A 24,749-nucleotide genomic window follows, 5' to 3' on the forward strand; every position below is an offset into this window, starting at 1 on the left:
CGTCGCCATAATCGTCTGACAGAAGGCCTGGTCACCCTCTAGCACCCAAGCTCCGCCGAAATCTGTCAGCACTCGGAGTTTTCGTCGGCTGTTCCAGATTGATCCTATTTCCCGGCCCTGTGGATATCGGTCTAGATAAATGCCGTCCCGCCGGCTTCTCGCTCCCAGCGCCGAAACCGGCGGTTCCTGTTGCCGTCCCCACGGCACACCCAAGGCACGAAGTGGAATTCACCGCTGCCGTTCGGCGCTCAAGCCGCTTGTGATCATGAATTCCAGCTCGATCGAACCCATCCGCGCTCCCGTCCGGGAGCCATCTGGAGTGGTCATGACATCCAACAGCTTCCGGTGCGATTTCTCCCTGGCGAGGCCTGAACATGCTCGCTGAAATCCGCCCCTTCTTCGATCACAGCCGGCACACGCTCACAGTCGACGGGCTCGATACCGCCCTCGACGTGCTGGCCTTCCACGGCAAGGAAGCCCTCAGCGCGCCCTTCTCCTACCAGGTGGAACTCACCGCCACCGCGCGGGACCTGCCGGCTGACCGCTTCCTCGGCCAGGCCGCCCGCTTCAGCCTCCATCCGCCGCCCACCCCGGTGCCCTTCATCGGCCTGAGCCTGCCCCCCGCGAAACCCCTGCGCACCCTGCACGGCGTGGTGACCGGCTTTCGCCGCCTCTCCGGCTCCAACGACGAGGCCCGTTACCAACTCACCCTGGAGCCGCGCCTGGCGCTGCTCGGACGGGGCCGCCAGTACCGCATCTACCAGCACCTCTCGGTGCCCGAGATCGTCGAGCAGATCCTGCGCAGCGACCGCCACCGCTGGGCAGGCCAGGACTTCCTCTTCGACCTCAAGCGCGAATACCCCAAGCGCGAGCAGGTGATGCAGTACGGCGAGAGCGACCTGGCCTTCATCCGGCGCCTGCTGGCCGAGGTCGGCATCTGGTTCCGCTTCACCGCCGACGAGCGCCTGGGTATCGATGTGGTCCAGTTCCACGACGACCAGCGCAACTACCAGTTCGGCCTCCAGTTGCCCTGCCGCCCGCAATCGGGCACCCAAAGCAGCGGAGCGGATGCCGTCTGGGGCCTGCAAACGAGCCATGGCGTGGTGGAGAAGCATCTGCGCATCCGCGCCTACACCCCGCGCGATGCCGCCGCCTACCTCGACGGCGAAGTCGACCAGACCCGGGGCGACCCCACCACCTACGGCGAGGCCTACCACTACGCCGAGCCCTACACCGAGCTGGACGACCCCCACGCCCGCGATGAGGACCTGAAAAGCGAAAGCGGCTTCTTCTATGCCCGCCTCGCCCACGAGCGTTACCTCAACCAGCAGACCAGCCTGTCGGGCCTCACCAGCAGCGCCGCCCTGGCGCCGGGCCAGGTGCTCAAGGTCGAAGGCGGCGCGCCGGAAGCCTTCGCCCCCGGCGCCGTCATCACCCGGCTGGAGACCACCGCCGCCCGCGACCGCAGCTTCCAGGCAAGCTTCAGCGCCATCCCCTACGCCGAGCACATCTGCTTCCGCCCGGAACGCCTGGCCAAACCGGTGATCGCCGGCACTATCCCGGCGCGGGTCACCAGCCCGCAGGCGGGCGACCTCTACAGCCACATCGACCTGGACGGCCGCTACAAGGTCAATTTCCTCTTCGACCAGGACAGCTGGCCCGCCGGGCAGGAAAGCCTGTGGCTGCGCCTGGCGCGGCCCTACGCCGGCGACACCTACGGCTTGCACCTGCCGCTGATCCAGGGCACCGAAGTCGCCATCGCCTTCGAGCACGGCGACCCGGACCGGGGCTTCATCGCCTTCGCCCTGCACGACAGCCAGCACCCGGACCTGGTGACCCTGAAGAACTACAAGCGCAACGTCCTGCGCACCCCGGCCAACAACAAGCTGCGCCTGGACGACAGCCGTGGCCAGGAGCACATCAAGCTCAGCACCGAACACAGCGGCAAGAGCCAGCTCAACCTCGGCCACCTGGTGGACGGCCAGCGGCAGAAGCGCGGCGAAGGCTTCGAGCTGCGCACCGATGGCTGGGGCGCCATCCGCGCGGGCAAGGGGGTGTTCATCAGTGCCGACGAGCAGGCCAGGGCCCAGGGGCAGGTGCTGGAAATGCGCGACGCCATGACCCGGCTGCGAGACGCGGGCGAGCAGATGCAGGCGCTCTCCAACCAGGCCGAAGCCGCCACCGCCGCCCCGGCGGACGTATCGGCGCAACTGGCCTTCATGCGCGAGCAACTCGAACAGCTGCGCGAGTCCGTGGTGCTGCTCAGCGCCCCCCGGGGCATCGCCCTCAGCAGTGGCAACCACCTGCAACTGAGCGCCGAACGCAACCTCATCGCCAACGCCGGCAAGGATGCGGCCCTGAGTGTGGTGAGGCGGCTGTTCATCGGGGTGGGCGAAGGCGTCAGCCTGTTCGTGCGCACGCTGGGGCTGAAGCTCATCGCCAACCAGGGCGCGGTCAGGATCCAGGCGCAGAACGACCGCCTGGAACTGCTGGCCCGCCAGGGCCTGGACATCGTCAGCAGCGAGGATGAAATCCACATCACCGCCAAGCAGAAGATCGTCCTCAACGCCGGCGGCAGCTACATCAGCCTCGACGCCTGCGGCATCGAGTCAGGCACCCGGGGCGATCACTTCATCAAGTCCGCGCACTTCGACTACCAGGGGCCGGCCAGCATGACCGCCGCGCACCCGCAGTACCCGAAGCTCGAGTCGGCTCAGCGAATCAGGTTCCTGGTATCGCGTACTCCCAATGCCCCGAACACCACATGGGCCGGCATGCCCTACACCCTTTCTGCAGACGGCCAAGTGCTGGAAAAAGGTGTGCTGGACGAGACCGGTTACCTGACCTTCGACCACCAGGTCATCACTCGGCATTACCAACTGGACCTGGCAAACGGTGTGCGTTACCAGGTTCCAGTGCCCAAGGACTATCGCAATCCAGAGCAAGGGCACTTGGCTAATCGCGGCTTCCACCACCTTTCCTCCTCGAGCACTGACCGGGAGATTGGTCCCCCTTCGCAGCACACCGAGCACCGCAACGACTATGCCGCGCTACTGGAAGGCACACCCAGCGAGAAGGAGAGCCGTCATGACAATTCGTGAAATCGTTGTCCCGCTGTCGTTGCAGCACACCCAGGAAGTGATGTGCACCTCACCCTGGTTCGTCAGCGACACCGAGTATCGTCCCAGGCCTGCCACCTACAGGCCGCTGATCAATGGTGAGGAAGCCTTCCGCGCTGTTCACGAGGCCATCGCCCGTGCAACGAGATCCGTGGACATCATTTGCTGGGGCTTTCAGCCATCGATGTATTTCATTCGAGACGGCAATGCGCCCTGCATTGGCGAACTGCTGATGGCCAAGGCGAAAGACCGGAAAAACCCAGTGCGCGTGCGCATCCTGGGGTGGGAGATGATCGGCAATACGGCCGGCTTCGCAGACGAAGCCAACCTGCCCGGCAAGCGTCCGCATTTGTGGGATCGTGCAGGACAAAGCTCGACGGATGAGCAGTACGCCTACGACCGGGAATGGTTCAGCAAGTGCGCCGCGTGGGATGGCCAGGCCGCTGCCTGGACCAAGCCCCTCCCGGTATTTGTCAGTCGTGGTTTCGACCCTATGCAGCGAGCTGAAATTGCTTACCGGGCCGCGTTGAACAGCCTGGATCCCGATCTGAGCATGAGCACCATCGGGACGCTGGCGGGGACTGTCACCCATCACCAGAAGACGGTCCTGGTCGACTATGAAGTCCCCGAGCTGGCCGTGGGCTTCGTCATGGGTCACAACATGCTTGACGAGTACTGGGACACCGACCAGCACTCCGCATGGGGACGTACGTACACCGACAGGCCAGCGCCCGATCGAGGCGCGCGGGGGCATCTGCCGCGCCAGGATATTTCCAGTCGGGTGACCGGCCCCATTCTGGCGCACCTGCATCACAACTTCGCCACGGCCTGGCGACGGGAAACCGGAGAGGACCTGTTTGTCACGCGGCAAGCCGCCTCGGTCGCCGAAAAATTGGCTCTGTGGGAGAAGGACCCACTGATCATGGGCCAGCTGCTGCGCACCCAGGCCCAGGAGGGCAAGCGCGATATCGAGCGTGCCTATCTGCAAGCCATCAACAATGCCACCCAGTTCATCTACATCGAGAACCAGTACTTCCGCTGGCCGCCCCTGGCCGATGCCATTATCGAGGCCGCCAAGGTGCAGACCAACAACGGCCGCGACCCTGGCCTCCACGGCGCGTTGCATCTGTTCGTGATCACCAACGTTACCGATGGCGGGATCGGTGCTGGAACCGTCAATACGCAGCGCATGCTGGAGCGGCTTGGGCGCGAAGAGACGATTCCGGAAATCACCAAGCTGCGACGCATCGATCAAGCCAAGCAGCGTGCCGCAGAACTGGAGCCCGCCTGGCACGAGCGGGCCGAGCGCAAGGTGCTGGAGGCGATGACCTCGCTGTCCGATACCTTGGGTGGCACCCAACTGGGCGACAAGGCCCGGGAGGCTCGGCAGCAAGCAGCCGAAGCCGCCCGGCAACGCGCCGCCGACCTCGAGGCAGAGATCGAGCAGATCAAAAGAAACCCCGTCAACCGCCCACCCGAGCGCCCCGGCCTCAAGGTGCATATCTGCTCACTGGTTTCCGGCGACTCGCCGGCCAATGACTGGGTGCCGGTGTATATCCACTCCAAGCTGATGATCGTCGACGACGTCTTCACCACCCATGGCTCGGCCAATATCAACACCCGCAGCATGCAGGTGGACAGCGAGCTGAACATCGCCCACGAGTGGCACGAGGTGACCCAGGCCATGCGCCGGCGGCTCTGGAATCTGCATACCGCTGGCCAGGGCGGGCAGGACAATCCGAAGGATGCCTTTATGGCTTGGGAAGACCTCATCAGGAGAAACAAGGAACGCCAATCAAAAGATCTTCCACCAGATACTCCTCTAGTGGAATTCCTCTATGACAAACCCACCCTGAGCAACCTCGACTGATGCGCCCCCTGCTGCTGCTTACCTGCCTCTTGATCGCTGCCTGTGACCCAGGCAGCGCCGTCACTTCTCCGAAAAAGGAATTTACCGTGGACCCACTCACGCAGATCCGTGCCAACCTGGCCTTTACCTGCAAGCACGAGGAATACCCCACCCCTACGGCGGACAGCGACCTGCTGTTCAAGTACGCCCGCTGGTTGCAGAAGAACAACCAGCTCAAGGAAGACCCCAGCGTGGAGGGGCAAGTGGAACGGCTCTACCGCATCGCCGCCGAGCACGGCCATGCCAAGGCCAATATCAACCTGCAGAACGGCTCCATGCAGGGCACCTTCAGGTTGCGCAGCGCCGAACATGTGCGGCTGACCGAAGCGCTGATCGAGGCCAAGGTCGCGACGGGCTACACCATCATTGCCCTCTCGCTGCAACAGGGCGCGCTGGGGCTGGCAGAGGACAAGGAAATGGCGCAGCGCTATTACCGCAAGGCGGCCGATATGGGCAGCGCCACGGCCCAGGCTTATGTTGCCGACAAGTTGGCGCCTATCAGAATCGCCCCGGATATTGCCCGGCAGATGCGACGCTGTGCAGCGGAACAAGGGCATGGCGATGCGGCGACGGACCTCGGCGTAGATTTAGCTGGGGATGGTCACTATCAAGAGGCCCTTACGGTCTTTCAGCTAGGAGTTGCTGCAGGTGATGAAAGCTCAGCAGGGCGCTTGTGGAAAGCGTTTGAGGGGCCACCTCCGACGGACACACTCTACTACCTGAACCAAGAAAAAGACCTCGAACGCGCTGAACGCTACAAAGCAATCTGGAGCATCCTTGCGGACTACTCCTACGCCTCGCCCAAAGTCCCCGAGATCAATGAAATCGTCCCGCTGCCTCCCGCCGAGCTGCCGCCCTGGGACGGCAAGCTCCAGTGGCTGGAGGAACGCAAGGCCAATATCCCGCCGCCCAAGCCCAGCGAGGCGCTGATCCACCAACTGGCCAGGGACAAACACCTCGATCCCGCCACCGGCCGCCCAACGCCTGAGTCCCCCCACTTCGTTTACCTGGATTCGCCGCCCATCTGCGTCAGCGGCGAGCCCTGCCCACGTGCCGGCTACTGGGAAGCGATGGATGTGAACTTCTTCTGGATCACCGTGAAGGACAAGGCCCGCCGCCGCTTCCGGGAGGGCGAGATCCTGCCGACACTGACGCTGGAGCGACGCATGGCCCGCCTCTGGCCACTGCCACCAAAAGTCACCGAGGGCCCGGAGCGGGTCAGGTGGAGGATGCTCGGTGAAGCCTAGGGCCTGGGTGCCAGGCATCCTGAGGTTGCTGCCCTGCCTGCTGATCACCGCCTGTGACCCTGGCAGCGCCGTCACTTCTCCGAAAAAGGAATTTACCGTGGATCCACTCACGCAGATCCGTGCCAACCTGGCCTTTACCTGCAAGCACGAGGAATACCCCACCCCTACGGCGGACAGCGACCTGCTGTTCAAGTACGCCCGCTGGTTGCAGAAGAACAACCAGCTCAAGGAAGACCCCAGCGTGGATGGGCAAGTGGAGCGGCTCTACCGCATCGCCGCCGAGCACGGCCATGCCAAGGCCAATATCAACCTGCAGAACGGCTCCATGCAGGGCACCTTCAGGTTGCGCAGCGCCGAGCATGTGCGGCTGACCGAAGCGCTGATCGAGGCCAAGGTCGCGACGGGCTACACCATCATTGCCCTCTCGCTGCAACAGGGCGCGCTGGGGCTGGCAGAGGACAAGGAGATGGCGCAGCGCTACTACCGCAAAGCGGCCGATATGGGCAGCGCCACGGCCCAAGCTTATGTTGCCGACAAGTTGGCGCCCATAGATATCGCACCGGATATTGCCCGACAGATGCGGCGCTGTGCGGCGGAGCAGGGACATGGCGATGCTGCTACAGACTTGGGGGTTGACTTTAAGTATGACAAGCATTTTCAAGAAGCACTTGAAGCCTTTCAGTTAGGGGCAGCAGCCGGCGATGAAGGCTCAGCAGGACGTCTTTGGGAAGCCTTTAAGGGGCCGTCCCCGTCAGATACCGTCTACTACCTGGGCCAAGAGAAAGACCTCGAACGCGCTGAACGCTACAAGACCATCTGGCGCATTCTCGCCAGATACTCCTACGCCTCGCCAAAAGTCCCCGAGATCAATGAAATAGTCCCTCTGCCCCCCGCCAAGCTGCCGCCCTGGGACGGCAAGCTCCAGTGGCTGGAGGAACGCAAGGCCAACATCCCGCCGCCCAAGCCCAGCGAGGCGCTGATCCACCAACTGGCCAGGGACAAACACCTCGATCCCGCCACCGGCCGCCCAACGCCGGAGTCCCCCCACTTCGTCTACCTGGATTCGCCGCCCATCTGCGTCAGCGGCGAGCCCTGCCCACGTGCCGGCTACTGGGAGGCGATGGATGTGAACTTCTTCTGGATCACCGTGAAGGACAAGGCCCGCCGCCGCTTCCGGGAGGGCGAGATCCTGCCGACACTGACGCTGGAGCGACGCATGGCCCGCCTCTGGCCACTGCCACCCAAAGTCACCGAGGGCCCGGAGCGGGTCAGGTGGAGGATGCTCGGTGAAGCCTAGGGCCTGGGTGCCAGGCATCCTGAGGTTGCTGCCCTGCCTGCTGATCACCGCCTGTGACCCTGGCAGCGCCGTCACTTCTCCGGAAAAGGAATTTACCGTGGATCCACTCACGCAGATCCGTGCCAACCTGGCCTTTACCTGCAAGCACGAGGAATACCCCGCCCCTACGGCGGACAGCGACCTGCTGTTCAAGTACGCCCGCTGGTTGCAGAAGAACAACCAGCTCAAGGAAGACCCCAGCGTGGATGGGCAAGTGGAGCGGCTCTACCGCATCGCCGCCGAGCACGGCCATGCCAAGGCCAATATCAACCTGCAGAACGGCTCCATGCAGGGCACCTTCAGGTTGCGCAGCGCCGAGCATGTGCGGCTGACCGAAGCGCTGATCGAGGCCAAGGTCGCGACGGGCTACACCATCATTGCCCTCTCGCTGCAACAGGGCGCGCTGGGGCTGGCAGAGGACAAGGAGATGGCGCAGCGCTACTACCGCAAAGCGGCCGATATGGGCAGCGCCACGGCCCAGGCTTATGTTGCCGACAAGTTGGCGCCCATAGATATCGCACCGGATATTGCCCGACAGATGCGGCGCTGTGCGGCGGAGCAGGGGCATGGCGATGCGGCCACGGACCTCGGTGTCAATTTAGTTGGAATTAGTCGCTATCAAGAGGCACTGGAGGCCTTTCAGCTGGGCGTCGCAGCAGGCGATGAAACATCTGCAGGCTTTCTGGAAGAAGGCTTTCGTGGCCCCCCGCCAACGAACACTCTTCACTACCTGGGCCAAGAGAAAGACCTCGAGCGCGCCGAACGCTACAAGACCATCTGGCGCATTCTCGCCAGATACTCCTACGCCTCGCCAAAAGTCCCCGAGATCAATGAAATAGTCCCTCTGCCCCCCGCCAAGCTGCCGCCCTGGGACGGCAAGCTCCAGTGGCTGGAGGAACGCAAGGCCAACATCCCGCCGCCCAAGCCCAGCGAGGCGCTGATCCACCAACTGGCCAGGGACAAACACCTCGATCCCGCCACCGGCCGCCCAACGCCGGAGTCCCCCCACTTCGTCTACCTGGATTCGCCGCCCATCTGCGTCAGCGGCGAGCCTTGCCCACGTGCCGGCTACTGGGAGGCGATGGATGTGAACTTCTTCTGGATCACCGTGAAGGACAAGGCCCGCCGCCGCTTCCGGGAGGGCGAGATCCTGCCGACACTGACGCTGGAGCGACGCATGGCACGCCTCTGGCCACTGCCGGCAAAAGTCACCGAGGGCCCGGAGCGGGTCAGGTGGAGGATGATGGGTGAGGCTTAATGCCGGGGTGCTGGGCATCTCGGGCCTGTTTCTTACTGTCGACGCTGCAATGCTCATAAAAAAGGTTCTTCACGGATTACCGGGGAAGGGACTTGCTCAAGCCGGATTGTCGAACCGGCGTCAGGTTTTGTGGGGGCTCGGCTCATTTCCGCGCAGGCTGCGAGTTTCTGTTTCGCCCTCCCGGGCGAGTCCCTTTCTCAATCGCCGAAAGGAACCAAAGGGCTTGCCCCTGCATCCAGGTTTGGCTGCGCCAAACTTCCCTCGCTGCATCGTCGCTCCGGGGGCACGGCGCGAGGGGCCATCCATGGCCCCACACGCCTCTCGCGGCATCCATGCCGCTCGTCCTCCTGCACGACGACTCCGCTCGGCCTCCTGACGGGGCACTTCGCGCGGCGTCATATTCTTCGCCTGGTTTCAGATCGGTTTGGGCAGCAGGATGACTTGTCCCCTGCCGGCGCGAGTCACCCCTCTCCTCTTCTGGGAGAGGGGCGGGGGAGAGGGCGGTATCCGCAGACTGGGAGTGGGTCAGGGCACCACGCAAAATCGCCAATCCAGTGTGAACAGGATTTCCCCGATAATCCGCGATGAACCATAAAAAAGGCGGCCTAAGGCCGCCTCGCAAGGGTGCGTCGCAATCACAGTAGAGGGACACGCACATCCCTGTGCGTGTGGGTCATCAGCGCACGCCGGCGTTACGCAGCGCCGCCGGGGTGTATTCGGCGGCCTTGCCGACGAAGCCGAACTCGAAGCTGTGCTTCTCCTCGTTCTTCATGCCCAGGGCCAGGTAGCGGCCGGCGATGACGTCGTAGAGCGCTTCCAGGGTGTAGGCCGGGACCTGCTGGTGGTAGTAGAACTGGGCATGGCCCTCGGCGACGCGCCAGAGCTGGCCGCGACCGTCGTAGTGGTCCACCAGGGCCACCTGCCAGCTGTCCTCGTCGATGTACATGTGGCGCTTGGCGTAGATGTGCCGCTCACCCGGCTTGACCGTGGCCACCACTTCCCAGACCCGGTGCAGCTCGTAGCGGGTCAGGTCCTGGTTGATATGGCCGGCCTTGATCACGTCGTCGTACTTGAGGGACGGCGAGTCCAGCTTGTAGCTGTTGTAGGGGATGTACATCTCCTTCTTGCCGACGAGCTTCCAGTCGTAGCGGTCCGGCGCGCCGGAGAACATGTCGAAGTTGTCCGAGGTGCGCAGGCCGTCGGCGGCGGTGCCCGGGCCGTCGTAGGCGACCTGCGGGGCGCGACGCACGCGGCGCTGGCCGGCGTTGTAGATCCACGCCAGGCGGGGTTCCTTCACCTGGTCCAGGGTTTCGTGCACCAGCAGCACGTTGCCCGCCAGGCGCGACGGGGCGGTCACCTGCTGCTTGAAGTAGAGCAGCACGTTCTCGCCCTTGGAGGCTGGCAGGTCGCGCATCTCCTGGGGCACCGCCACTTCCTCCTCGAAGCGGATCGGCGTGTAGGAGCCGTTCACCTGGGGAGTGGCCTGGGTGATGATCCGGCGCAGGTTGCCGCCACGGTAGCGGGTGATGTGGTTCCAGATGACCTCCACGCCATTCTTCGGAATGGGGAAGGCGTAGTAGCGGCTCTCGGCGAAGTGGGCCAGGCCGTTGCCGCCGTTGATGGGCTGCACCTTGAGCGCGCTCTGCTTCGCCGCCTCGGCCACCGCCGGCGGTACGGCGACGGTGCGGTGGGTCGGGTACACGGGAATCCGGTAGCTCTCCGGGTAGCGTTTGAACATCGCCACCTGGCCGTCGGAGAGCTTGTCCTTGTACTGGTCGAGGTTCTGGGCCGTGATGGTGAACAGCGGCTGCTCGCTGGCGAACGGATCGGCGAGGAAGCCCTTGGCATCCACGGCGCCGGCCTCCTTGCCGATACCCCCGGTCCATTCGGGAATGCTGCCGTCGGCGTTGCCGGCCTTCTCGGCGCCCAGCGGGGTCAGGGTGGCGCCGAGCTGGGCGGCTTCGTCGGCGCTCACGGCGGCCATCACCTGGGTGGCCAGCAGGCTGAGGACCAGGGCGGTGCTTTGCAGGATCGTCTTGCGCATGGTCATGTCGTCCCTCAGAAGTTGACGCCGAAGCTGACGGCGAGGAAGTCGCGGTCCACCAGGGTGTTGTAATGGCCACCGAAGAAGTCGGTGTAACTCAGGCTGGCCGTGTAGGTGTTCTGGTAGTCGGCGTCGACGCCGATGCTCAGGGCCTTGGCGCCTTCGTTGAACAGGCCGTTGGGGCCGAAGCCGTCCACGTCGTGGGACCAGGCCAGGTTGGGCCGCAGGTTGATGCCGGCGATGGCGTTGCCGTAATCCAGCACGGCGCGGGCACGGTAGCCCCAGGAGGTGCTGGTGACGAAGCCGTGGGTATCGCCACCGAAGCCATAGGCTCCGTAGATGGAGTCCCGGCCGTAGCGCAGCTCGCGGGTCGACTCCAGGCCGCCCACATGGACCACGGCCACCTCGCCCACCAGGGTCAGGCGGTCGGCGCCCATCACCTGGTCGATGAAGTGCGTCAGGGTGGTCTGGGCCTGGGTGATTTCCTTGCGCTTGTAACCGGTGTTGTCGGCGCCCGGCGCGGTGGCGATGGGCGAAGCCAGGCCTCCGGCGATGGGGTTCAGCAGGGCCAGGGTCAGGTCGGTGGTGTTCAGCTGCACCGGTGCGTTCGGGCGGTAGCTGACCTCGCCGTTCCAGGCGGTACCGGTGGGCAGGGTGGTGGAGAAGCTCAGGCCGTAGAGCTGGATGTCCTCGGGGTACTCCAGGTAGTACTGGCCGTTGCCCAGCAGGGTGCTCTGGGCGAGGCCCGCGCCGGAGCCCGGGACGATGCCGTTGGCGGCATTGACGATTCCGGGGAGGGCCGCAAAGGTGGCGGCGCTGGCGGTGGTGGTGCCGACCGTGGGCGTGCGACTGTGGTAGTTGATGAAGTAGGCGCCATACTCGGTCTCGTCCCCCAGCCAGCGCATGGCCAGGCCGAACTGTCCGGTATCGCGGGCATCGCGGTCGCCGCCACGGGGAAGGATCACGCCCTCGGAGGTGACCTCGAAGCCCTGGCCGAAGGCTGCGGCGATGGGCTGCAGCGGAGCGATGGCCGGGCTGCCGACGGTGTAGCCGGTCTCGCAGCCATCGGCGGCCACATCGGAGCTGGCGAAGAAGGTGCCGCAGTTGTCCAGCACCGTCTGGTCCCATTCCAGCTGGTAGAAGGCCTCGACGCTCAGTTGATCCGTCAGGCTCTGGGACACATAGAACATGTTCACCGGGATCAGGCCTTCCTTGAGCTCGGCGCCGGGACGGCGGAAGGCGGACACGTCGATGGGGTTGATGCTGTTGATGGAGTTGCCGATGAAGGTGCTTTCGCCCCAGCTCACCACCTGTTTGCCCAGGCGCACGGAGCCCGGCAGGTCGCCGATGGCGTAGTTGTGGTAGACGAAGGCGTCCAGCAACTGGGCGCCGGAAGACTGGGAGCCTTCCTTGCGGTTGTGGTCGCTGATGGGCTTGAACAGGCGGTTTTCGTCCTTCAGTTCGAAGTCGTACCAGTACTTGCCCCGCAGGAAGACGCCGGTATCGCGGTACTTCAGCTCTAGGTCGTGGATGCCCTTGAAGATCTTCGAGAAGGTCTCGCCCTTCTTGAAGTTGAGGCGCGAGTCATCGCCGGTGGACGATTGGCCCTTGCCGCCGTTGTTGATGCCGATGAGGTCCGGATCGGCGCCGCGCATGGACCAGCTGGCCCCCACGGACAGCGAGGAGTCGAACTGCCCCTCGATCTCGCCGATGTTGAAGGTGACGGCTTGGGCCTGGGCGGCGAAGCCCAGGGCGACTGCGGTGGCCAGCGCGTGAGGCCGGAAAACTGCGCGCATTGTTGTTCTTGTCATGCGGCTTTCCTGGTGGGTGAAGGAGGACCCCACCCTAACCAGTCACCCGCGCAGGCGATAAGCGCACCAAGGAGGGATTCATCCTGTCGCCCGAAAGAGTGAATCACCGCTCTGCGTCGCCCTCCCCCGGCCCATCATGGGCGGCCTGCATGGGCCATCATGCCCTCCATGGATGGAACCTTTGCCCTGCCCTACCCGCAGCTCTGCGGCTGAGGCATGCTGCTCGGGTTCCGTAGGCCCGATTCCCCACCACCATGCACGACGACCGCCCCGACCCGCAGACCGCCGCCACCCGCGAAGTGGTGATGCGTTACCACTTCAGTTGGAAAGCCCGCGACATCGAGGCGGTACTCGCCCTCTACCACCCCGAGGTGCAGTACAACGACTTCTTCCAGAACCGCAGCATGGGCCGCGACGCCCTGCGGGAGTACCTGCTGGCCACGATGCCCAGCGGACCGGAGGACTTCCTCGAGCACAATGACCGCATCCGGGTGGATGGCGACACGGCCTTCATCCAGTACGCCATCAGCGTCGCTGGCGGTGGCACCTTCCGCGCCAGCGAGGCCATCACCGTGCGTGACGGACTGATCTGGCGCATCAACGAATACGCCCTGCTGGTACAACCCCCGGCCCAGCCCGGCAAGCCGGCTTCGCAACGGCCGGCAGCCAGCCGCCTGGGCCTCTCGGCGCGGCAACTGGGTATGCTGGCGCGGGACATCGAGGAGTACTTCCAGCGTTCCCAGCCCTACCTGGACCCGGGCCTGGACCTGCACCAGGTCGCCAGCGCCACCGGCTATACCCGCAACCAGATTTCCTACCTGCTGAACCAGATGCTCGGCCAGAGCTTCTACCAGTACGTGAACCAGGCGCGCCTGCAGCACCTGCTGGGGCTGCTGGAAACCGCCCCGCCGCCGGTGCGCATCGACGAGCTGGCCTTCAGCGCCGGCTTCAACTCCCTGTCCGCCTTCTACCGCAGCTTCCGCCAGCACACGGGGCTGTCGCCCAAGGCCTACCTGAAGCAGGCGACCGCTGACCGATAGGGCAGGCTCGTTTCTCCCAGCGTGCCCGCGCAGACGACAACCCGTCCGCCAGGCTCTAGCCTTGCCCGCCACGACAACCTGCCAACGGGGACCCGCCTATGCAGAACTGGCGCTCGATCAGCCTGTGGATGGACCAGCTCGATGAAGACCTCAGGCCGCGACCCGCGCTCGCCGGCGACCTGGACCTGGATGTGGCCATCATCGGTGCCGGCTACACCGGCCTGTGGACGGCCTACTACCTCAAGCGCCAGGCACCTGAGCTGAAGATCGCCATCCTCGAGGCCCGCTTCGCCGGTTTCGGCGCCAGCGGCCGCAACGGCGGCTGGCTGATGGGCAACCTGCTGGGTGAAGACCGCGCCCTGGCGCCGCTGCCGGCCGCCGAGCGCAAGGCCAGCTTCGACCTGCTCCACCGCATCCCCGATGAAGTGGCGGAGGTGGTGCGGCGCGAGGACATCGACTGCCACCTGCGCAAGGCGGGCATCCTCTATTGCGCGGCGCGCTACCCGGAACAGGAGCGCCGCCTGCGCGACCAGTTGGCCGCGCTCCACGCCGAAGGACTCGACGAGGCGGACTACCGCTGGCTCGCCCCCGAGGAACTGAATGGCCAGTTGCGAATCGCCAACCCTTACGGCGGTATCCACACGCCCCACTGCGCCACCCTGCAGCCGGCACGGCTGGTGCGCGGCCTGGCCCGCGCGGTGGAACGGATGGGCGTCCAGCTGTTCGAGGACAGCCCCGTGACCCACTGGGAAGCCGGGCAGGTGCGCACGGCCCAGGGCCGGGTTCGGGCGCGCTGGGTGGTTCCGGCCATCGAAGGCTACGCGGCGAGCCTGCCGCCGCTGGGCAAGTACCAGTTACCGGTGCAGAGCCTGCTGATCGCCACCGAGCCCCTGAGCGACGCCCAATGGGCGGAAATCGGCCTGGAGCATGGCCAGGCCTTCAGCGAAAGCAGCCGCCAGGTGACCTACGCCCAGCGCACCGCCGACAACCGGCTGGCCTTCGGCGCACGCGGGGGCTACCGCTTCGGAGGCCGCCTGCGGGAAGACTTCCAGCTCAGCGTGGAGGAGATCGACCTGCGCCGTTACCTGCTGGGCGAGCTGTTCCCGCAGCTGCGCAACGTCCGCATCACCCACAGCTGGGGCGGCAACCTCGGCATGGCCCGGCGTTTTCGCCCGCACATGCTGGTGGATCGCCGGAACGGCCTGGCCCTGTCCGGCGGCTACGGCGGCGAGGGCGTGGGCGCCAGCAATCTGGGCGGGCGCACCCTGGCCGACCTGATCCTCGGCAAGGACAGCCTGCTCACCCGCCAGCCCTGGGTGCTGGGGGACGGGCCGCTGTCCCGCCTCAGCGCCTGGGAACCGGAGCCCTGCCGCTGGCTCGGCTACAACGCCATCATCCGCAGCTTCGTCCATGAGGACCGGGTGCTGGCCGATCCCCACAGCGCGCCCTGGCGTCGACGCATGGCGCTGAAGCTGGCCGACCTGATGGAAGGCCTGATGCGCTGAACCCGGCGCGACTTATCCACAACCCCGACCTCGGAGCCCCTGTCCCATGAAAGCCACCCTGCTGCAGAACACCCACGACATGCCGCTGTCGGAGCCGAGCCCGGTAGCGGTCCCGGTGGGCGAGCCGGTCCCTCACACCCGCGTGCATTCGGTCGAACGCAGCGACAGCGTGGAAACCGGCGTCTGGGAATGCAGCCCCGGCCGCTTCCGCCGGCAGATCGTCGAGCAGGAGTTCTGCCACTTCACCCACGGCCGCTGCACCTTCACCCCCGATGGCGGCGACTCCATCGAGATCAAGGCGGGCGACGCCCTGCTGCTGCCGGCCAACAGCCTGGGTATCTGGGATGTACAGGAAACCCTGCGCAAGACCTACGTGATCATCAGCCGCTGAGCCGGGCATGCAAAAGGCCGGCATCGCTGCCGGCCTTCAACAAGGTGCGTCCCGTGCTCAGCCCGATGGCGGAGCCAGGCGGGATCAGAGGGCGTACTTCTGCAGGTTGGCCATCATTTCCTTGAGCGCCTCGACGTTGTCCGCCGGGTGTGCGGCGCCTTCGAAGTCGCAGATCTGCTGCCAGTGGGCCGCCACGTCCTCGACGCTGAACCCCTCGCGCGGGTCGAAGCCGGCGCCCAGGCTGCGCTCCCAGCGCACCTTGCCAATCCAGCCGCCGCCCACTTCGAAGAGGCCGGAGGTTTCCTGGCACTGCTCGCTGCCGAGGAACACCACCAGCGGGCTGACCAGTTCGGGCTTGAGCTGCTCGAACACCTGGGGCGGGATCAGTCCTTCGGTCATGCGGGTGCCGCCGGTGGGGGCGATGGCGTTGACCAGGATGTTGTTCTTGCGGCCCTCGAGGGCCAGGGTGCGGGTCAGGCCGTAGAGACCGAGCTTGGCCATGCCGTAGTTGGACTGGCCGAAGTTGCCGTAGATGCCCGAGGTGGACGAGGTGAAGATCACCCGGCCATAGCCCTGCTCGCGCAGGTGCGGCCAGGCGGCGCGGGTGACCTTGTAGGCGCCTTCGACGTGGACCTTGTAGACCAGGTCCCAGTCGGCGTCTTCCATCTTGTGGAAGGTCTTGTCGCGCAGGATGCCGGCATTGTTCACCACCACGTCGACGCGGCCGAAGTGGTCCAGTGCGGCTTGCACGATCCTGTCGCCGTCGGTCACCGAGTCATGGCTCGCCACGGCGGTGCCACCGGCCTCGCGGATTTCCGCCACCACCCGGTCAGCCGCCGAGGCGTTGGCCCCTTCGCCGTGGGTGCTGCCGCCCAGGTCGTTGACCACCACCCTGGCGCCGTGACGGGCGAACAACAGGGCATGGGCGCGGCCGAGGCCACCGCCAGCACCGGTGACAATGACGACTTTGTCTTCGAAACGGATTGCATCGCTCATGGCTGGGCTCCTTGGCAGGTCGGGGTATCGGCCGAGTCTCCGGCAGCCGGTCCCGCCCCACAAGAATGCGAGCCGCCATGAATGGTGCCCGATAAGGGCGACGCTACTTGATCGGGATGAACAGGCATCCCTGGGGCCGCAGCTTGAACAGCCACCAGGTGTAGCTGTGGCAGAGCAGCGCCAGCGCCGCCGAGAGGAACAGGCAGGCCGTGGCCCCCAACCAGCTCCAGAGCTCGGCGCCGTAGAGCATGGTGTAGCCGATCAGGCTGATGCCGGCCACCAGCAGCAGGCCGGCCAGGGGCGGCCCGAGGGTGCGGATGACGGGATAGAGGAACACCAGGAAACGGAACAGCATGGCCAGGCCTCCCAGGCACCGGGCAGGACCCTGCCCGGCTGATGGACGAAGCCCGGAATGCTAGAGCCGTCCCCCAGTGATTTGGATACGGACGAATCCGATTCTGCTCTGGATCAGGCTCGTATTTCCGTGAGTTCTGGCTGGAGGCCCGAATTATTGTGCCCCTCTAGCCGGCAGGAGGTCCGCCAGGGGGTTGTCCTGGCCAGTGGAGGTCATTGCGCGTAGCCGGGCATCTGCTGGTCCAGCTTGCGCAGCAGTGCCGGCCAGGGCAGCGCACCGCCCATGCCCTGGGAGGTCTTCATCACGCCCGCGATCATGGCGCTGGCGCCGTCGAGGATCGGCTGCGGGATGTGGATGAGTTCGCCGCCGCCGGCCTGGGCCATGACCTGGATCTCGCAGGCACGCTGCAGGGTGAACATGCCGAGGAAGGCGTCGGCGATGCTGCCGAAGGCGGTGAGCAGGCCGTGGTTGGGGAGGATCATGAAATTGGCCTGGCCGAGGTCGGCCTGCAGCCGCGCCTTCTCCTCATGGTGCAGGGCCACGCCTTCGTAGCCGTGGTAGGCCAGGCTGGCGAGGACGAACAGCGACTGTTGCGACAGCGGCAGCAGGCCGCTCTTCTGCGCCGACACGGCGATGCCCGCCGGGGTGTGGATATGCAGCACGCAGCCCACATCCGGGCGCACTTCGTGCACAGCGCTGTGGATGGTGTAGCCGGCCGGGTTGATGTCGTAGGGGCTGTCCATGAGCTTGTTGCCGGCCAGGTCGATCTTCACCAGGCTGGAGGCGGTGATCTCGTGGAACATCAGCCCGTAGGGATTGATCAGGAAGTCCTCGGTACCCGGCACCTTGGCCGAGATGTGGGTGAAGATCAGGTCGTCCCAGCCGTAGAGGGCGATCAGCCGGTAGCAGGCGGCCAGGTCCACGCGGGTCTGCCATTCGGCGGCGGACACCTGGTCCTTGAGGTCGAGGGACGGAAGGGCTTGGGCGGCGGTCATGGCGGATCCTCGTTGTTGTTATGGGTCCGAGGAGTCTAGCCAGGGGCCGCCTCGGCGATAGTCGCCTTGGCAGCCAGGATGATGGCCTTGCAGGTCAGAGCCGCGCCTTCGCCTCCTTCGCCGGCAAGCCGGCTCCTGCAGGGGCCACGCGGGTATCAGGCTTTCAGCGCCTCGGCGAAACGGGCCAGCCAGGGTTCGGCGTCCCGCTCCGGGGAGACGGTCTCGCTGGCATCCACACGCTCCATCTCCACCACTTCACGCAGCCCCAGTTCGAGGTAGAGCTCACGCATCAGTTCGCCACCGCCGCAGAACTGGTCGTAGCTGGAATCCCCCAGGGCCAGGATGGCGCCAGGACGGCCGCGCCAGTTCGGCAGGCGATCGCGAAGCTCGCTGTACAGGGGCAGCAGGTTATCGGGCAGTTCGCCCATGCCGGTGGTGGCGGTGACGGTCAGCAGCGCTTCGGGATCGAACGCGAGCAGTTGTTCCAGGCTGGCGCGGGGCAGGTACTGGGCGTCCAGGCCGGCGTTCTTGAGCAGTTGCTCCGCGTGGCGGGCGACCTCCTCGGCGGTGCCGTAGACCGAGCCGGACAGGATGGCGACTTTCATTGCAGACTCCGATTCCAGGTGCGAAAGGTCGAGCATTATGCCGCAACTGCCGTTGGCTTCAGGATGACTTAGACTCTGGCGGTCCCGATCGACGAGTTACGCACATGATCAATGCCAAGCTGCTGCAACTGGTGGTCGATGCCTCCAATGACGGCATCGTGGTCGCCGAACAGGAAGGCGACGACAACATCCTCATCTACGCCAACGCCGCCTTCGAACGCCTCACCGGCTACAAGCGGGACGACATCCTCTACCAGGACTGCCGCTTCCTCCAGGGCGAGGACCGCGACCAACTGGGCCTGGCCGCCATTCGCCAGGCGATCCGCGCCGGACAGCCCTGCCGACAGGTGATCCGCAACTACCGCAAGGACGGCAGCGCCTTCTGGAACGAGCTGTCCATCACCCCGGTGTTCAACGAGTCGGACCAGCTCACCTACTTCATTGGCATCCAGAAGAACGTCACCGAACAGGTGGAGGCCAGGCAGCGGGTCAGGGAGTTGGAGGCCGAACTGGCGGCTGTCCGCGCCGAACTCGCCGCGCTCAAGGGCTGAGTCGCGGTGCCGGCGGGCATAAAAAAACCGGCAGCCTGAAGAAGTGGTCACGACGGGGCTACCGGTTGCGCAGACATAATCTATACAAACATGATTAATGTACAACTTAATGTATAGATTACTGCATCCCTTCAGGCAAGGGACGCCCGCGCCTGAGTCGCCAGACGGTCGATGTGGGGGGTGATGATTACCCTCAGGTATCCAGATGTCCCGCGAGGAACTGTCGCAGCCGGCGCTGCATCAGGCGCCCTTCGCTGCCGAGGCAGGCCACCGGTGTGCCTTCCAGCTCCTCGGCCAGCAGGTCGGCGGTCTCCCCGGCCAGCGCCAGAGGGCAGTCCAGCCCCAGGGCGAGGCGCGTCAGGCTGGCCGCCAGGTCGTCCCCTGGAGGCTGGTGGGAGAAGAGCACCAGGGCCTGGGGCCGCAGGCGCTCGCAGACCCTCTCCAGTTCGGCGAAGGGCTGGCCGAGTCCCAGGACGCTGACCGACACCTCGTCGCTGCCCAGCAACAGGCCGGTCACCAGCAGCTCCAGTTCCCGCTCCTGGGCGGAGAGCGGCGCCAGCAGCACCCGCTCCGGTTGTCCGCAGCGGGCCAGTTGCAGGCGCTGCAGCACCCGGCCACGCAGGAAGCTGTCGAGGAGCGCCCATTCGCTGCCCCGGCCGACCTCGTCCTGGCGCAACAGCAGATCGCGCCAGACCGGCATCAGGACATCGGCGAAGACCACCGGCAGCGGGTAGGTGGAGAACACCTGGCCATAGACCCGCTCGAGCTCGGCCTCGTCCAGGCTCGACAGCGCGCCGCGCACCTGCGCACGCCACTCGCTCCACTCGCCCGAAGCCACCTCCTGGTAGACCGGCGCGGCCGGCACGCGGGCCGCCTGGCTGCGGGCGAGCAGCTTGCCCACCTTGCTCACCGACACGCCGCGCTCGATCCAGGAGAGGATGCTGCGCACCGCTTCCACGTCCGCGAGGGAATAGAGCCGGTGGCCGCTGTCGGTGCGGGTCGGCTGGATCAGGCCATAACGCCGCTCCCAGGCCCGCAGGGTGACCGGATTGACGCCGGTCAGCCGCGAAACCTCACGGATCGGGAAGAGTTCTTCCTGTTTCAGGGCCAGGGCGGCGAGGGATGCACCGGATTCGGTCATGGTGGGGGGTCATCAGGACTGGAAATACAGGGAGTTTAAACCGAGTTCCGACGATTCCAATGCGTCAGCGCCCGAATGGCGCGGCGCGACCCGCCGGTCATCCCTGGCGCTGGCGCATTGAGAAAAAAACGGAATAATCCTTGCCTGTCTTTCAACGCGGCCCAACATCCCGGCGCCGCGTACTGAGCCCCGCCCTACCCGGGTGCGGCCCGCTGCAAGGAGATACACGATGTCTGCCGATCCCGTCACCCTCATGGTGGCTCGTCGCGTCGCCCGCGAGCGTTACCAGGATTTCATGGCCTGGCTTCGCGAAGGCGAACAACTGGCCGCCGACTTCCCCGGATACCTGGGTTCCGGCGTCCTGGCCCCGCCGCCGGACGACGACGAATTCCAGATGATCTTCCGCTTCGCCGACGAACCCACCCTGGCCGCCTGGGAGCATTCCGCGTCCCGCCGCGCCTGGCTGGAACGAGGCACCGGCCTGTTCGAGCAGCCCCACGAGCACCGCGCCCTGGGCCTGGATGCCTGGTTCGGCATGGCCGAGGAACGGCCACCGCGCTGGAAGCAGAGCGTCGCCATCTGGCTGGCGTTCTTCCCGGTCTCCCTGGCATTCAACCTGCTCTTCGGCGACTGGCTGGCAGACCTGCCCCTGACCCTGCGCATCCTCCTCAGCACCCTGGCACTGACGCCGCTGATGACCTACTGGTTCATCCCCCTGTCCACCCGACTGCTGGCGCCCTGGTTGAAGGCGTCCCGTGCGGCGGGCAGCCGACCCGGCATGGCGATTCAGCCCCGCTAGGATGGAACAAGAGTTATACACACTAAATAAATGTACAACTCAAGATTCCATCAATCGCTATCGGAGACCCCTCTTTAATCAAGCACTTGCGGGGGAAACAGGCACCGCTGGCCGACTGTCGAGGTGTCGTAGAGTTGTACAAATAAAGGGCCTGGTATAAGTTTATAAGGGTTCCCCCCGGCCTTGCCGGGCCCATCCCTCCGAACGAGGCCTCCATGAGCCGCCCGTCCGCTCCCATTCTCATCACCGGCGCCAGCCAGCGCGTCGGCCTGCACTGCGCCGAGCGCCTGCTGGACGACGGCCATGCACTCATCGTCAGCTACCGCACCGAGCGCGACAGCATCGAGCGCCTGCGTGAACGTGGCGCCATCGCCCTCTTCGGGGATTTCTCCAGCGAAGCCGGGATCCTCGCCTTCATCGAGCAGCTCAAGGCCCAGACCGACAGCCTGCGGGCCATCATCCACAACGCCTCCGACTGGCTGAAGGAAACGCCCGGTGCGGAAGCCGAGGCCTTCCAGCGCATGTTCAGCGTGCACATGCTGGCGCCCTACCTGATCAACCTGCACGGCGAGGCCCTGCTGCGCCGCAGCGACCCGGCGGACATCATCCACCTGAGCGACGATGTGGCGCGCAAGGGCAGCGCCAATCGCGTCGCCTACTGCGCCAGCAAGGCCGGCCTGGACAACCTGACCCTGTCCTTCGCCGCACGCTTCGCCCCCCATATCAAGGTGAACGGCATCGCGCCGGCGCTGGTGATGTTCAATGCCGACGACGATGACGAATACCGCAAGAAGACCCTGGCCAAATCGGCACTGGGCATCGAACCGGGCCCCGAAGTGGTGTACCAGGGCCTGCGCTACCTGCTGGACAATCCCTACGTAACCGGGACCACCCTGACCCTCAATGGCGGCCGCCACCTCAAGTGACCTGGCCGCAAGGACTGCCGAGATGAACGAAGACCTGTCCCCGCATTACCGGGAAATCCTCCTGGGCTTGGGTGAAGACCCTCAGCGCGAAGGCCTGCGCGACACGCCCAGGCGCGCGGCCAAGGCCATGCGCTATCTCTGCCATGGCTACGAGCAGAGCCTGGAGGAGATCGTCAATGGCGCACTGTTCTCGTCCGACAACGACGAGATGGTGACGGTCAAGGACATCGAGCTCTACTCCCTCTGCGAACATCACCTGCTGCCCTTCATCGGCAAGGCCCATGTGGCGTACATTCCCACCGGCAAGGTGCTGGGCCTGTCCAAGGTGGCGCGGATCGTCGACATGTACGCGCGCCGCCTGCAGATCCAGGAGAACCTCACCCGGCAGATCGCCGAGGCGGTGCAGCGGGTGACCGGCGCCGCGGGCGTCGCGGTGGTGATCGAGGCCAAGCACATGTGCATGATGATGCGCGGCGTGGAGAAGCAGAACTCGGTGATGAGCACCTCTGTGATGCTGGGCGCCTTCAGGCAGTCCCAGAGCACCCGCCACGAATTCCTGAAACTGATTGGACGGAGCAACTGAGAATGCCGCGACTGGAGCCCGGAATGGCGCGTATCCGCGTCAAGGACCTGCGCCTGCGCACCTTCATCGGAATCAAGGAGGAGGAAATCCTCAACAAGCAGGATGTACTGATCAACCTCACCATCCTCTACCCGGCCAGCGAGGCCGTGGACTGCAACGATATCGAGCACGCCCTCAACTACCGCACCATCACCAAGGCCATCATCCGCCACGTGGAGGAAAACCGCTTCGCCCTGCTGGAGCGCCTGACCCAGGAAATCCTCGACCTGGTCATGGCCAACCCCAGCGTGCGCTACGCCGAAGTGGAAGTGGACAAGCCCCACGCCCTGCGCTACGCCGAATCGGTGTCCATCACCCTGACCGCCCACCGCTGACGCGGTTGGGCCGTTCTGTCGATTGCCCGGGCCGGGTCGGGCTCTTATCATCCGGGCCAGTTCCTCCCGAAAGCCCCAGGAGAATCCTGCCATGACCGAGCAAGAACGCCTTGAGATCGAGGCCGCCGCCTTCCGCAGTCTGGTGCAACACCTGCGCAACCGCCCCGATGTGCAGAACATCGAACTGATGAACCTCGCCGGCTTCTGCCGCAACTGCCTGTCCAAATGGTTCAAGGCCGCCGCCGACGACCTGGGCGTCGACGTGACGCCGGACCAGGCCCGCGAGGAGATCTACGGCATGCCCTACGCCGACTGGAAAGCCAAGTACCAGAAAGAAGCCAGCGCCGAGCAGCAAGCGGCCTTCAACAAAGCGAACAAAGAATGACCGACCTGAACGACTTCCGCGCCAGCCTGCAGAGCGGCGAACACGCCTTCGCTGACACCCTGGCCTTCATCGCCGCCGGCTACGACTACCAGCAGAGCGCCTTCAGCAACGGGCCGGTGGAAAACGCCGCCGGCCAGAACGAAGGCTCCTGCAAGACCCTGGGCCTGGCCCTGCTGGAAGGCTTCACCCGGGAGGAAGCCCTGCTGGCCTTCGGCGAGCACTACCGTGCCGTGCTGGCCACGCCGGAAGGCAGCGATCACGGCAATATCCGCGCCCTGATGGACACCGGCCTGGAAGGCGTGCGCTTCGAGCGCCAGCCGCTGAGCCGCAAGGGCTGATCGGCCCCTGGCGCAGCAAAAAGCCCGCATCCGAAGATGCGGGCTTTTTGTTTGCAGCTGTCCCGAGACTCAGAGGGCGTCGAGGTAGCGCTCCACGTCCAGCGCGGCCATGCAGCCGGCACCGGCGGAGGTGATGGCCTGGCGGTAGACATGGTCGGCCACGTCACCGGCGGCGAAGACGCCGGGGATGCTGGTGGCGGTGGCGTTGCCGTCACGGCCGCCGTTCACCACCAGGTAGCCGTCCTTCAGGGCCAGCTGACCTTCGAACAGGGCGGTGTTCGGCGTATGGCCGATGGCGACGAATAGACCGTCCACCTTGAGTTCGTCGAAGCCGCCGTCGGTGCCCTTCAGGCGAACCCCGGTGACGCCCATGGCGTCGCCCAGCACCTCGTCCACCTCGAAGTTCAGCTTGAGCTCGATCTTGCCCTCGGCCACCCGCGCCTGGAGCTTGTCCTGGAGGATCTTCTCGGCACGGAAGGTTTCGCGACGATGCACCAGGGTCACCTTGCTGGCGATGTTGGCCAGGTACAGCGCCTCCTCGACAGCGGTGTTGCCTCCGCCCACCACCGCCACTTCGCGGTTGCGGTAGAAGAAGCCGTCGCAGGTGGCGCAGGCGGACACGCCCTTGCCCATGAAGGCCTGCTCGGAGGGCAGCCCCAGGTAACGGGCGCTGGCGCCGGTGGCGATGATCAATGCATCGCAGCTGTAGGTGCCGCTGTCACCCACCAGGGTGAAGGGCGGCGCGGCCAGGTCGACGGCGTTGATGTGGTCGAAGACGATCTCGGTCTCGAAGCGCTCGGCATGTTCCTGCATGCGCTGCATCAGGGCCGGGCCGGTGAGGCCGTGGGGATCGCCCGGCCAGTTGTCCACCTCGGTGGTGGTGGTCAGTTGGCCACCAGCCTGCAGCCCCGTGATCAGCAGTGGCTTGAGATTCGCGCGGGCCGCATAGACCGCGGCAGAGTATCCGGCGGGGCCGGAGCCGAGGATGATGACCCGGGAATGACGTGCTTCGGACATGACGGACTCCCACCCTTGCGGGCA

The 24,749-nt window shown here is 65.4% G+C and carries 23 protein-coding genes; 15 read left to right on the plus strand and 8 right to left on the minus strand.

Annotated features, from left to right (window positions below):
• The first annotated feature begins 374 nt into the window (after positions 1-374).
• From KF707C_RS23675 to KF707C_RS23695, 5 genes are all read left to right on the plus strand, one after another.
• Positions 375-3,101 (plus strand): type VI secretion system Vgr family protein, encoded by a 2,727-nt coding sequence (locus tag KF707C_RS23675; RefSeq protein ID WP_096368061.1) that lies wholly within the window; start codon positions 375-377, stop codon positions 3,099-3,101.
• The gene (locus KF707C_RS23680; protein ID WP_003449016.1) at positions 3,088-4,989 is read left to right on the plus strand and encodes a phospholipase D-like domain-containing protein; all 1,902 of its coding nucleotides are present in this window, start codon (positions 3,088-3,090) and stop codon (positions 4,987-4,989) included. Before KF707C_RS23675 ends, KF707C_RS23680 begins: the two co-directional genes overlap by 14 nt.
• Positions 4,989-6,275, plus strand: a complete 1,287-nt coding sequence (locus KF707C_RS23685) for an SEL1-like repeat protein (protein ID WP_096368062.1) — start codon at positions 4,989-4,991, stop codon at positions 6,273-6,275. The genes KF707C_RS23680 and KF707C_RS23685 overlap by 1 nt, the downstream gene beginning before the upstream one ends.
• Before the next feature lie 25 nt (positions 6,276-6,300).
• Positions 6,301-7,572 (plus strand): SEL1-like repeat protein, encoded by a 1,272-nt coding sequence (locus tag KF707C_RS23690; RefSeq protein WP_231992289.1) that lies wholly within the window; start codon positions 6,301-6,303, stop codon positions 7,570-7,572.
• 97 nt (positions 7,573-7,669) lie between these two features.
• Positions 7,670-8,869, plus strand: a complete 1,200-nt coding sequence (locus KF707C_RS23695; protein WP_331251399.1) for an SEL1-like repeat protein — start codon at positions 7,670-7,672, stop codon at positions 8,867-8,869.
• A gap of 676 nt (positions 8,870-9,545) precedes the next feature.
• On the opposite strand, the gene KF707C_RS23700 is transcribed toward KF707C_RS23695, so the two are convergent.
• A complete protein-coding gene (locus tag KF707C_RS23700; RefSeq protein WP_036994333.1) occupies positions 9,546-10,913 on the minus strand; it encodes a DUF1329 domain-containing protein in 1,368 nt (455 codons plus the stop codon).
• 14 nt (positions 10,914-10,927) lie between these two features.
• Complete coding sequence (locus KF707C_RS23705; protein WP_003456540.1) at positions 10,928-12,724, minus strand: DUF1302 domain-containing protein; 1,797 nt, start codon at positions 12,722-12,724, stop codon at positions 10,928-10,930.
• Positions 12,725-12,978: 254 nt separating this feature from the next.
• Here KF707C_RS23705 and KF707C_RS23710 point away from each other — a divergent pair, with 254 nt between their 5' ends.
• The 3 genes from KF707C_RS23710 (at position 12,979) to KF707C_RS23720 (ending at position 15,660) form a co-directional block, all read left to right on the plus strand.
• A complete protein-coding gene (locus KF707C_RS23710; protein ID WP_003456541.1) occupies positions 12,979-13,764 on the plus strand; it encodes a nuclear transport factor 2 family protein in 786 nt (261 codons plus the stop codon).
• Between the two features lie 98 nt (positions 13,765-13,862).
• The gene (locus KF707C_RS23715) at positions 13,863-15,269 is read left to right on the plus strand and encodes an NAD(P)/FAD-dependent oxidoreductase (RefSeq protein ID WP_003456543.1); all 1,407 of its coding nucleotides are present in this window, start codon (positions 13,863-13,865) and stop codon (positions 15,267-15,269) included.
• Between the two features lie 46 nt (positions 15,270-15,315).
• Positions 15,316-15,660, plus strand: coding sequence for a cupin domain-containing protein (locus tag KF707C_RS23720; protein WP_003456544.1), 345 nt, complete (start codon positions 15,316-15,318; stop codon positions 15,658-15,660).
• Between the two features lie 84 nt (positions 15,661-15,744).
• On the opposite strand, the gene KF707C_RS23725 is transcribed toward KF707C_RS23720, so the two are convergent.
• The 4 genes from KF707C_RS23725 to KF707C_RS23740 all read right to left on the minus strand — a co-directional run bounded on the left by KF707C_RS23725 (position 15,745) and on the right by KF707C_RS23740 (position 18,611).
• The gene (locus KF707C_RS23725; protein WP_003456545.1) at positions 15,745-16,656 is read right to left on the minus strand and encodes an SDR family oxidoreductase; all 912 of its coding nucleotides are present in this window, start codon (positions 16,654-16,656) and stop codon (positions 15,745-15,747) included.
• Between the two features lie 103 nt (positions 16,657-16,759).
• On the minus strand, positions 16,760-17,011 hold the full coding sequence (locus KF707C_RS23730; RefSeq protein WP_003456546.1) for a hypothetical protein: 252 nt from the start codon (positions 17,009-17,011) through the stop codon (positions 16,760-16,762).
• A 212-nt stretch (positions 17,012-17,223) separates the two neighbouring features.
• The gene (locus tag KF707C_RS23735) at positions 17,224-18,006 is read right to left on the minus strand and encodes a class II aldolase/adducin family protein (RefSeq protein ID WP_003456547.1); all 783 of its coding nucleotides are present in this window, start codon (positions 18,004-18,006) and stop codon (positions 17,224-17,226) included.
• Between the two features lie 155 nt (positions 18,007-18,161).
• Positions 18,162-18,611: a flavodoxin gene (locus KF707C_RS23740; RefSeq protein ID WP_036994294.1), complete on the minus strand. Its 450-nt coding sequence runs from the start codon at positions 18,609-18,611 to the stop codon at positions 18,162-18,164.
• Positions 18,612-18,715: 104 nt separating this feature from the next.
• On the opposite strand from KF707C_RS23740, the gene KF707C_RS23745 reads away from it, so the two are divergent.
• On the plus strand, positions 18,716-19,162 hold the full coding sequence (locus KF707C_RS23745; RefSeq protein WP_003456550.1) for a PAS sensor domain-containing protein: 447 nt from the start codon (positions 18,716-18,718) through the stop codon (positions 19,160-19,162).
• Between the two features lie 193 nt (positions 19,163-19,355).
• Here the strand turns inward: KF707C_RS23745 and KF707C_RS23750 are convergent, their stop codons facing one another.
• Positions 19,356-20,303: a MerR family transcriptional regulator gene (locus KF707C_RS23750; protein ID WP_003456552.1), complete on the minus strand. Its 948-nt coding sequence runs from the start codon at positions 20,301-20,303 to the stop codon at positions 19,356-19,358.
• A 229-nt stretch (positions 20,304-20,532) separates the two neighbouring features.
• Between KF707C_RS23750 and KF707C_RS23755 the strand changes: the two genes are divergently transcribed.
• The 6 genes from KF707C_RS23755 (at position 20,533) to KF707C_RS23780 (ending at position 23,708) form a co-directional block, all read left to right on the plus strand.
• On the plus strand, positions 20,533-21,102 hold the full coding sequence (locus KF707C_RS23755) for an antibiotic biosynthesis monooxygenase (RefSeq protein ID WP_003456554.1): 570 nt from the start codon (positions 20,533-20,535) through the stop codon (positions 21,100-21,102).
• A gap of 215 nt (positions 21,103-21,317) precedes the next feature.
• Positions 21,318-22,028, plus strand: a complete 711-nt coding sequence (folM, locus tag KF707C_RS23760; protein ID WP_003456556.1) for a dihydromonapterin reductase — start codon at positions 21,318-21,320, stop codon at positions 22,026-22,028.
• Positions 22,029-22,050: 22 nt separating this feature from the next.
• The gene (folE, locus tag KF707C_RS23765; protein WP_003456558.1) at positions 22,051-22,611 is read left to right on the plus strand and encodes a GTP cyclohydrolase I FolE; all 561 of its coding nucleotides are present in this window, start codon (positions 22,051-22,053) and stop codon (positions 22,609-22,611) included.
• A 2-nt stretch (positions 22,612-22,613) separates the two neighbouring features.
• Positions 22,614-22,985, plus strand: a complete 372-nt coding sequence (gene folX / locus KF707C_RS23770; RefSeq protein WP_003456559.1) for a dihydroneopterin triphosphate 2'-epimerase — start codon at positions 22,614-22,616, stop codon at positions 22,983-22,985.
• Positions 22,986-23,076: 91 nt separating this feature from the next.
• Positions 23,077-23,370 carry a DUF1244 domain-containing protein gene (locus KF707C_RS23775; RefSeq protein WP_003456560.1) on the plus strand — a complete coding sequence of 98 codons (294 nt, stop codon included), beginning with the start codon at positions 23,077-23,079 and terminating at the stop codon, positions 23,368-23,370.
• Positions 23,367-23,708, plus strand: coding sequence for a HopJ type III effector protein (locus tag KF707C_RS23780; RefSeq protein ID WP_003456561.1), 342 nt, complete (start codon positions 23,367-23,369; stop codon positions 23,706-23,708). Before KF707C_RS23775 ends, KF707C_RS23780 begins: the two co-directional genes overlap by 4 nt.
• Before the next feature lie 69 nt (positions 23,709-23,777).
• On the opposite strand, the gene trxB is transcribed toward KF707C_RS23780, so the two are convergent.
• Positions 23,778-24,725 carry a thioredoxin-disulfide reductase gene (gene trxB, locus KF707C_RS23785; protein ID WP_003456562.1) on the minus strand — a complete coding sequence of 316 codons (948 nt, stop codon included), beginning with the start codon at positions 24,723-24,725 and terminating at the stop codon, positions 23,778-23,780.
• Positions 24,726-24,749: the final 24 nt, after the last annotated feature.

This window comes from Pseudomonas furukawaii, assembly GCF_002355475.1.
Classification (GTDB): domain Bacteria; phylum Pseudomonadota; class Gammaproteobacteria; order Pseudomonadales; family Pseudomonadaceae; genus Metapseudomonas; species Metapseudomonas furukawaii.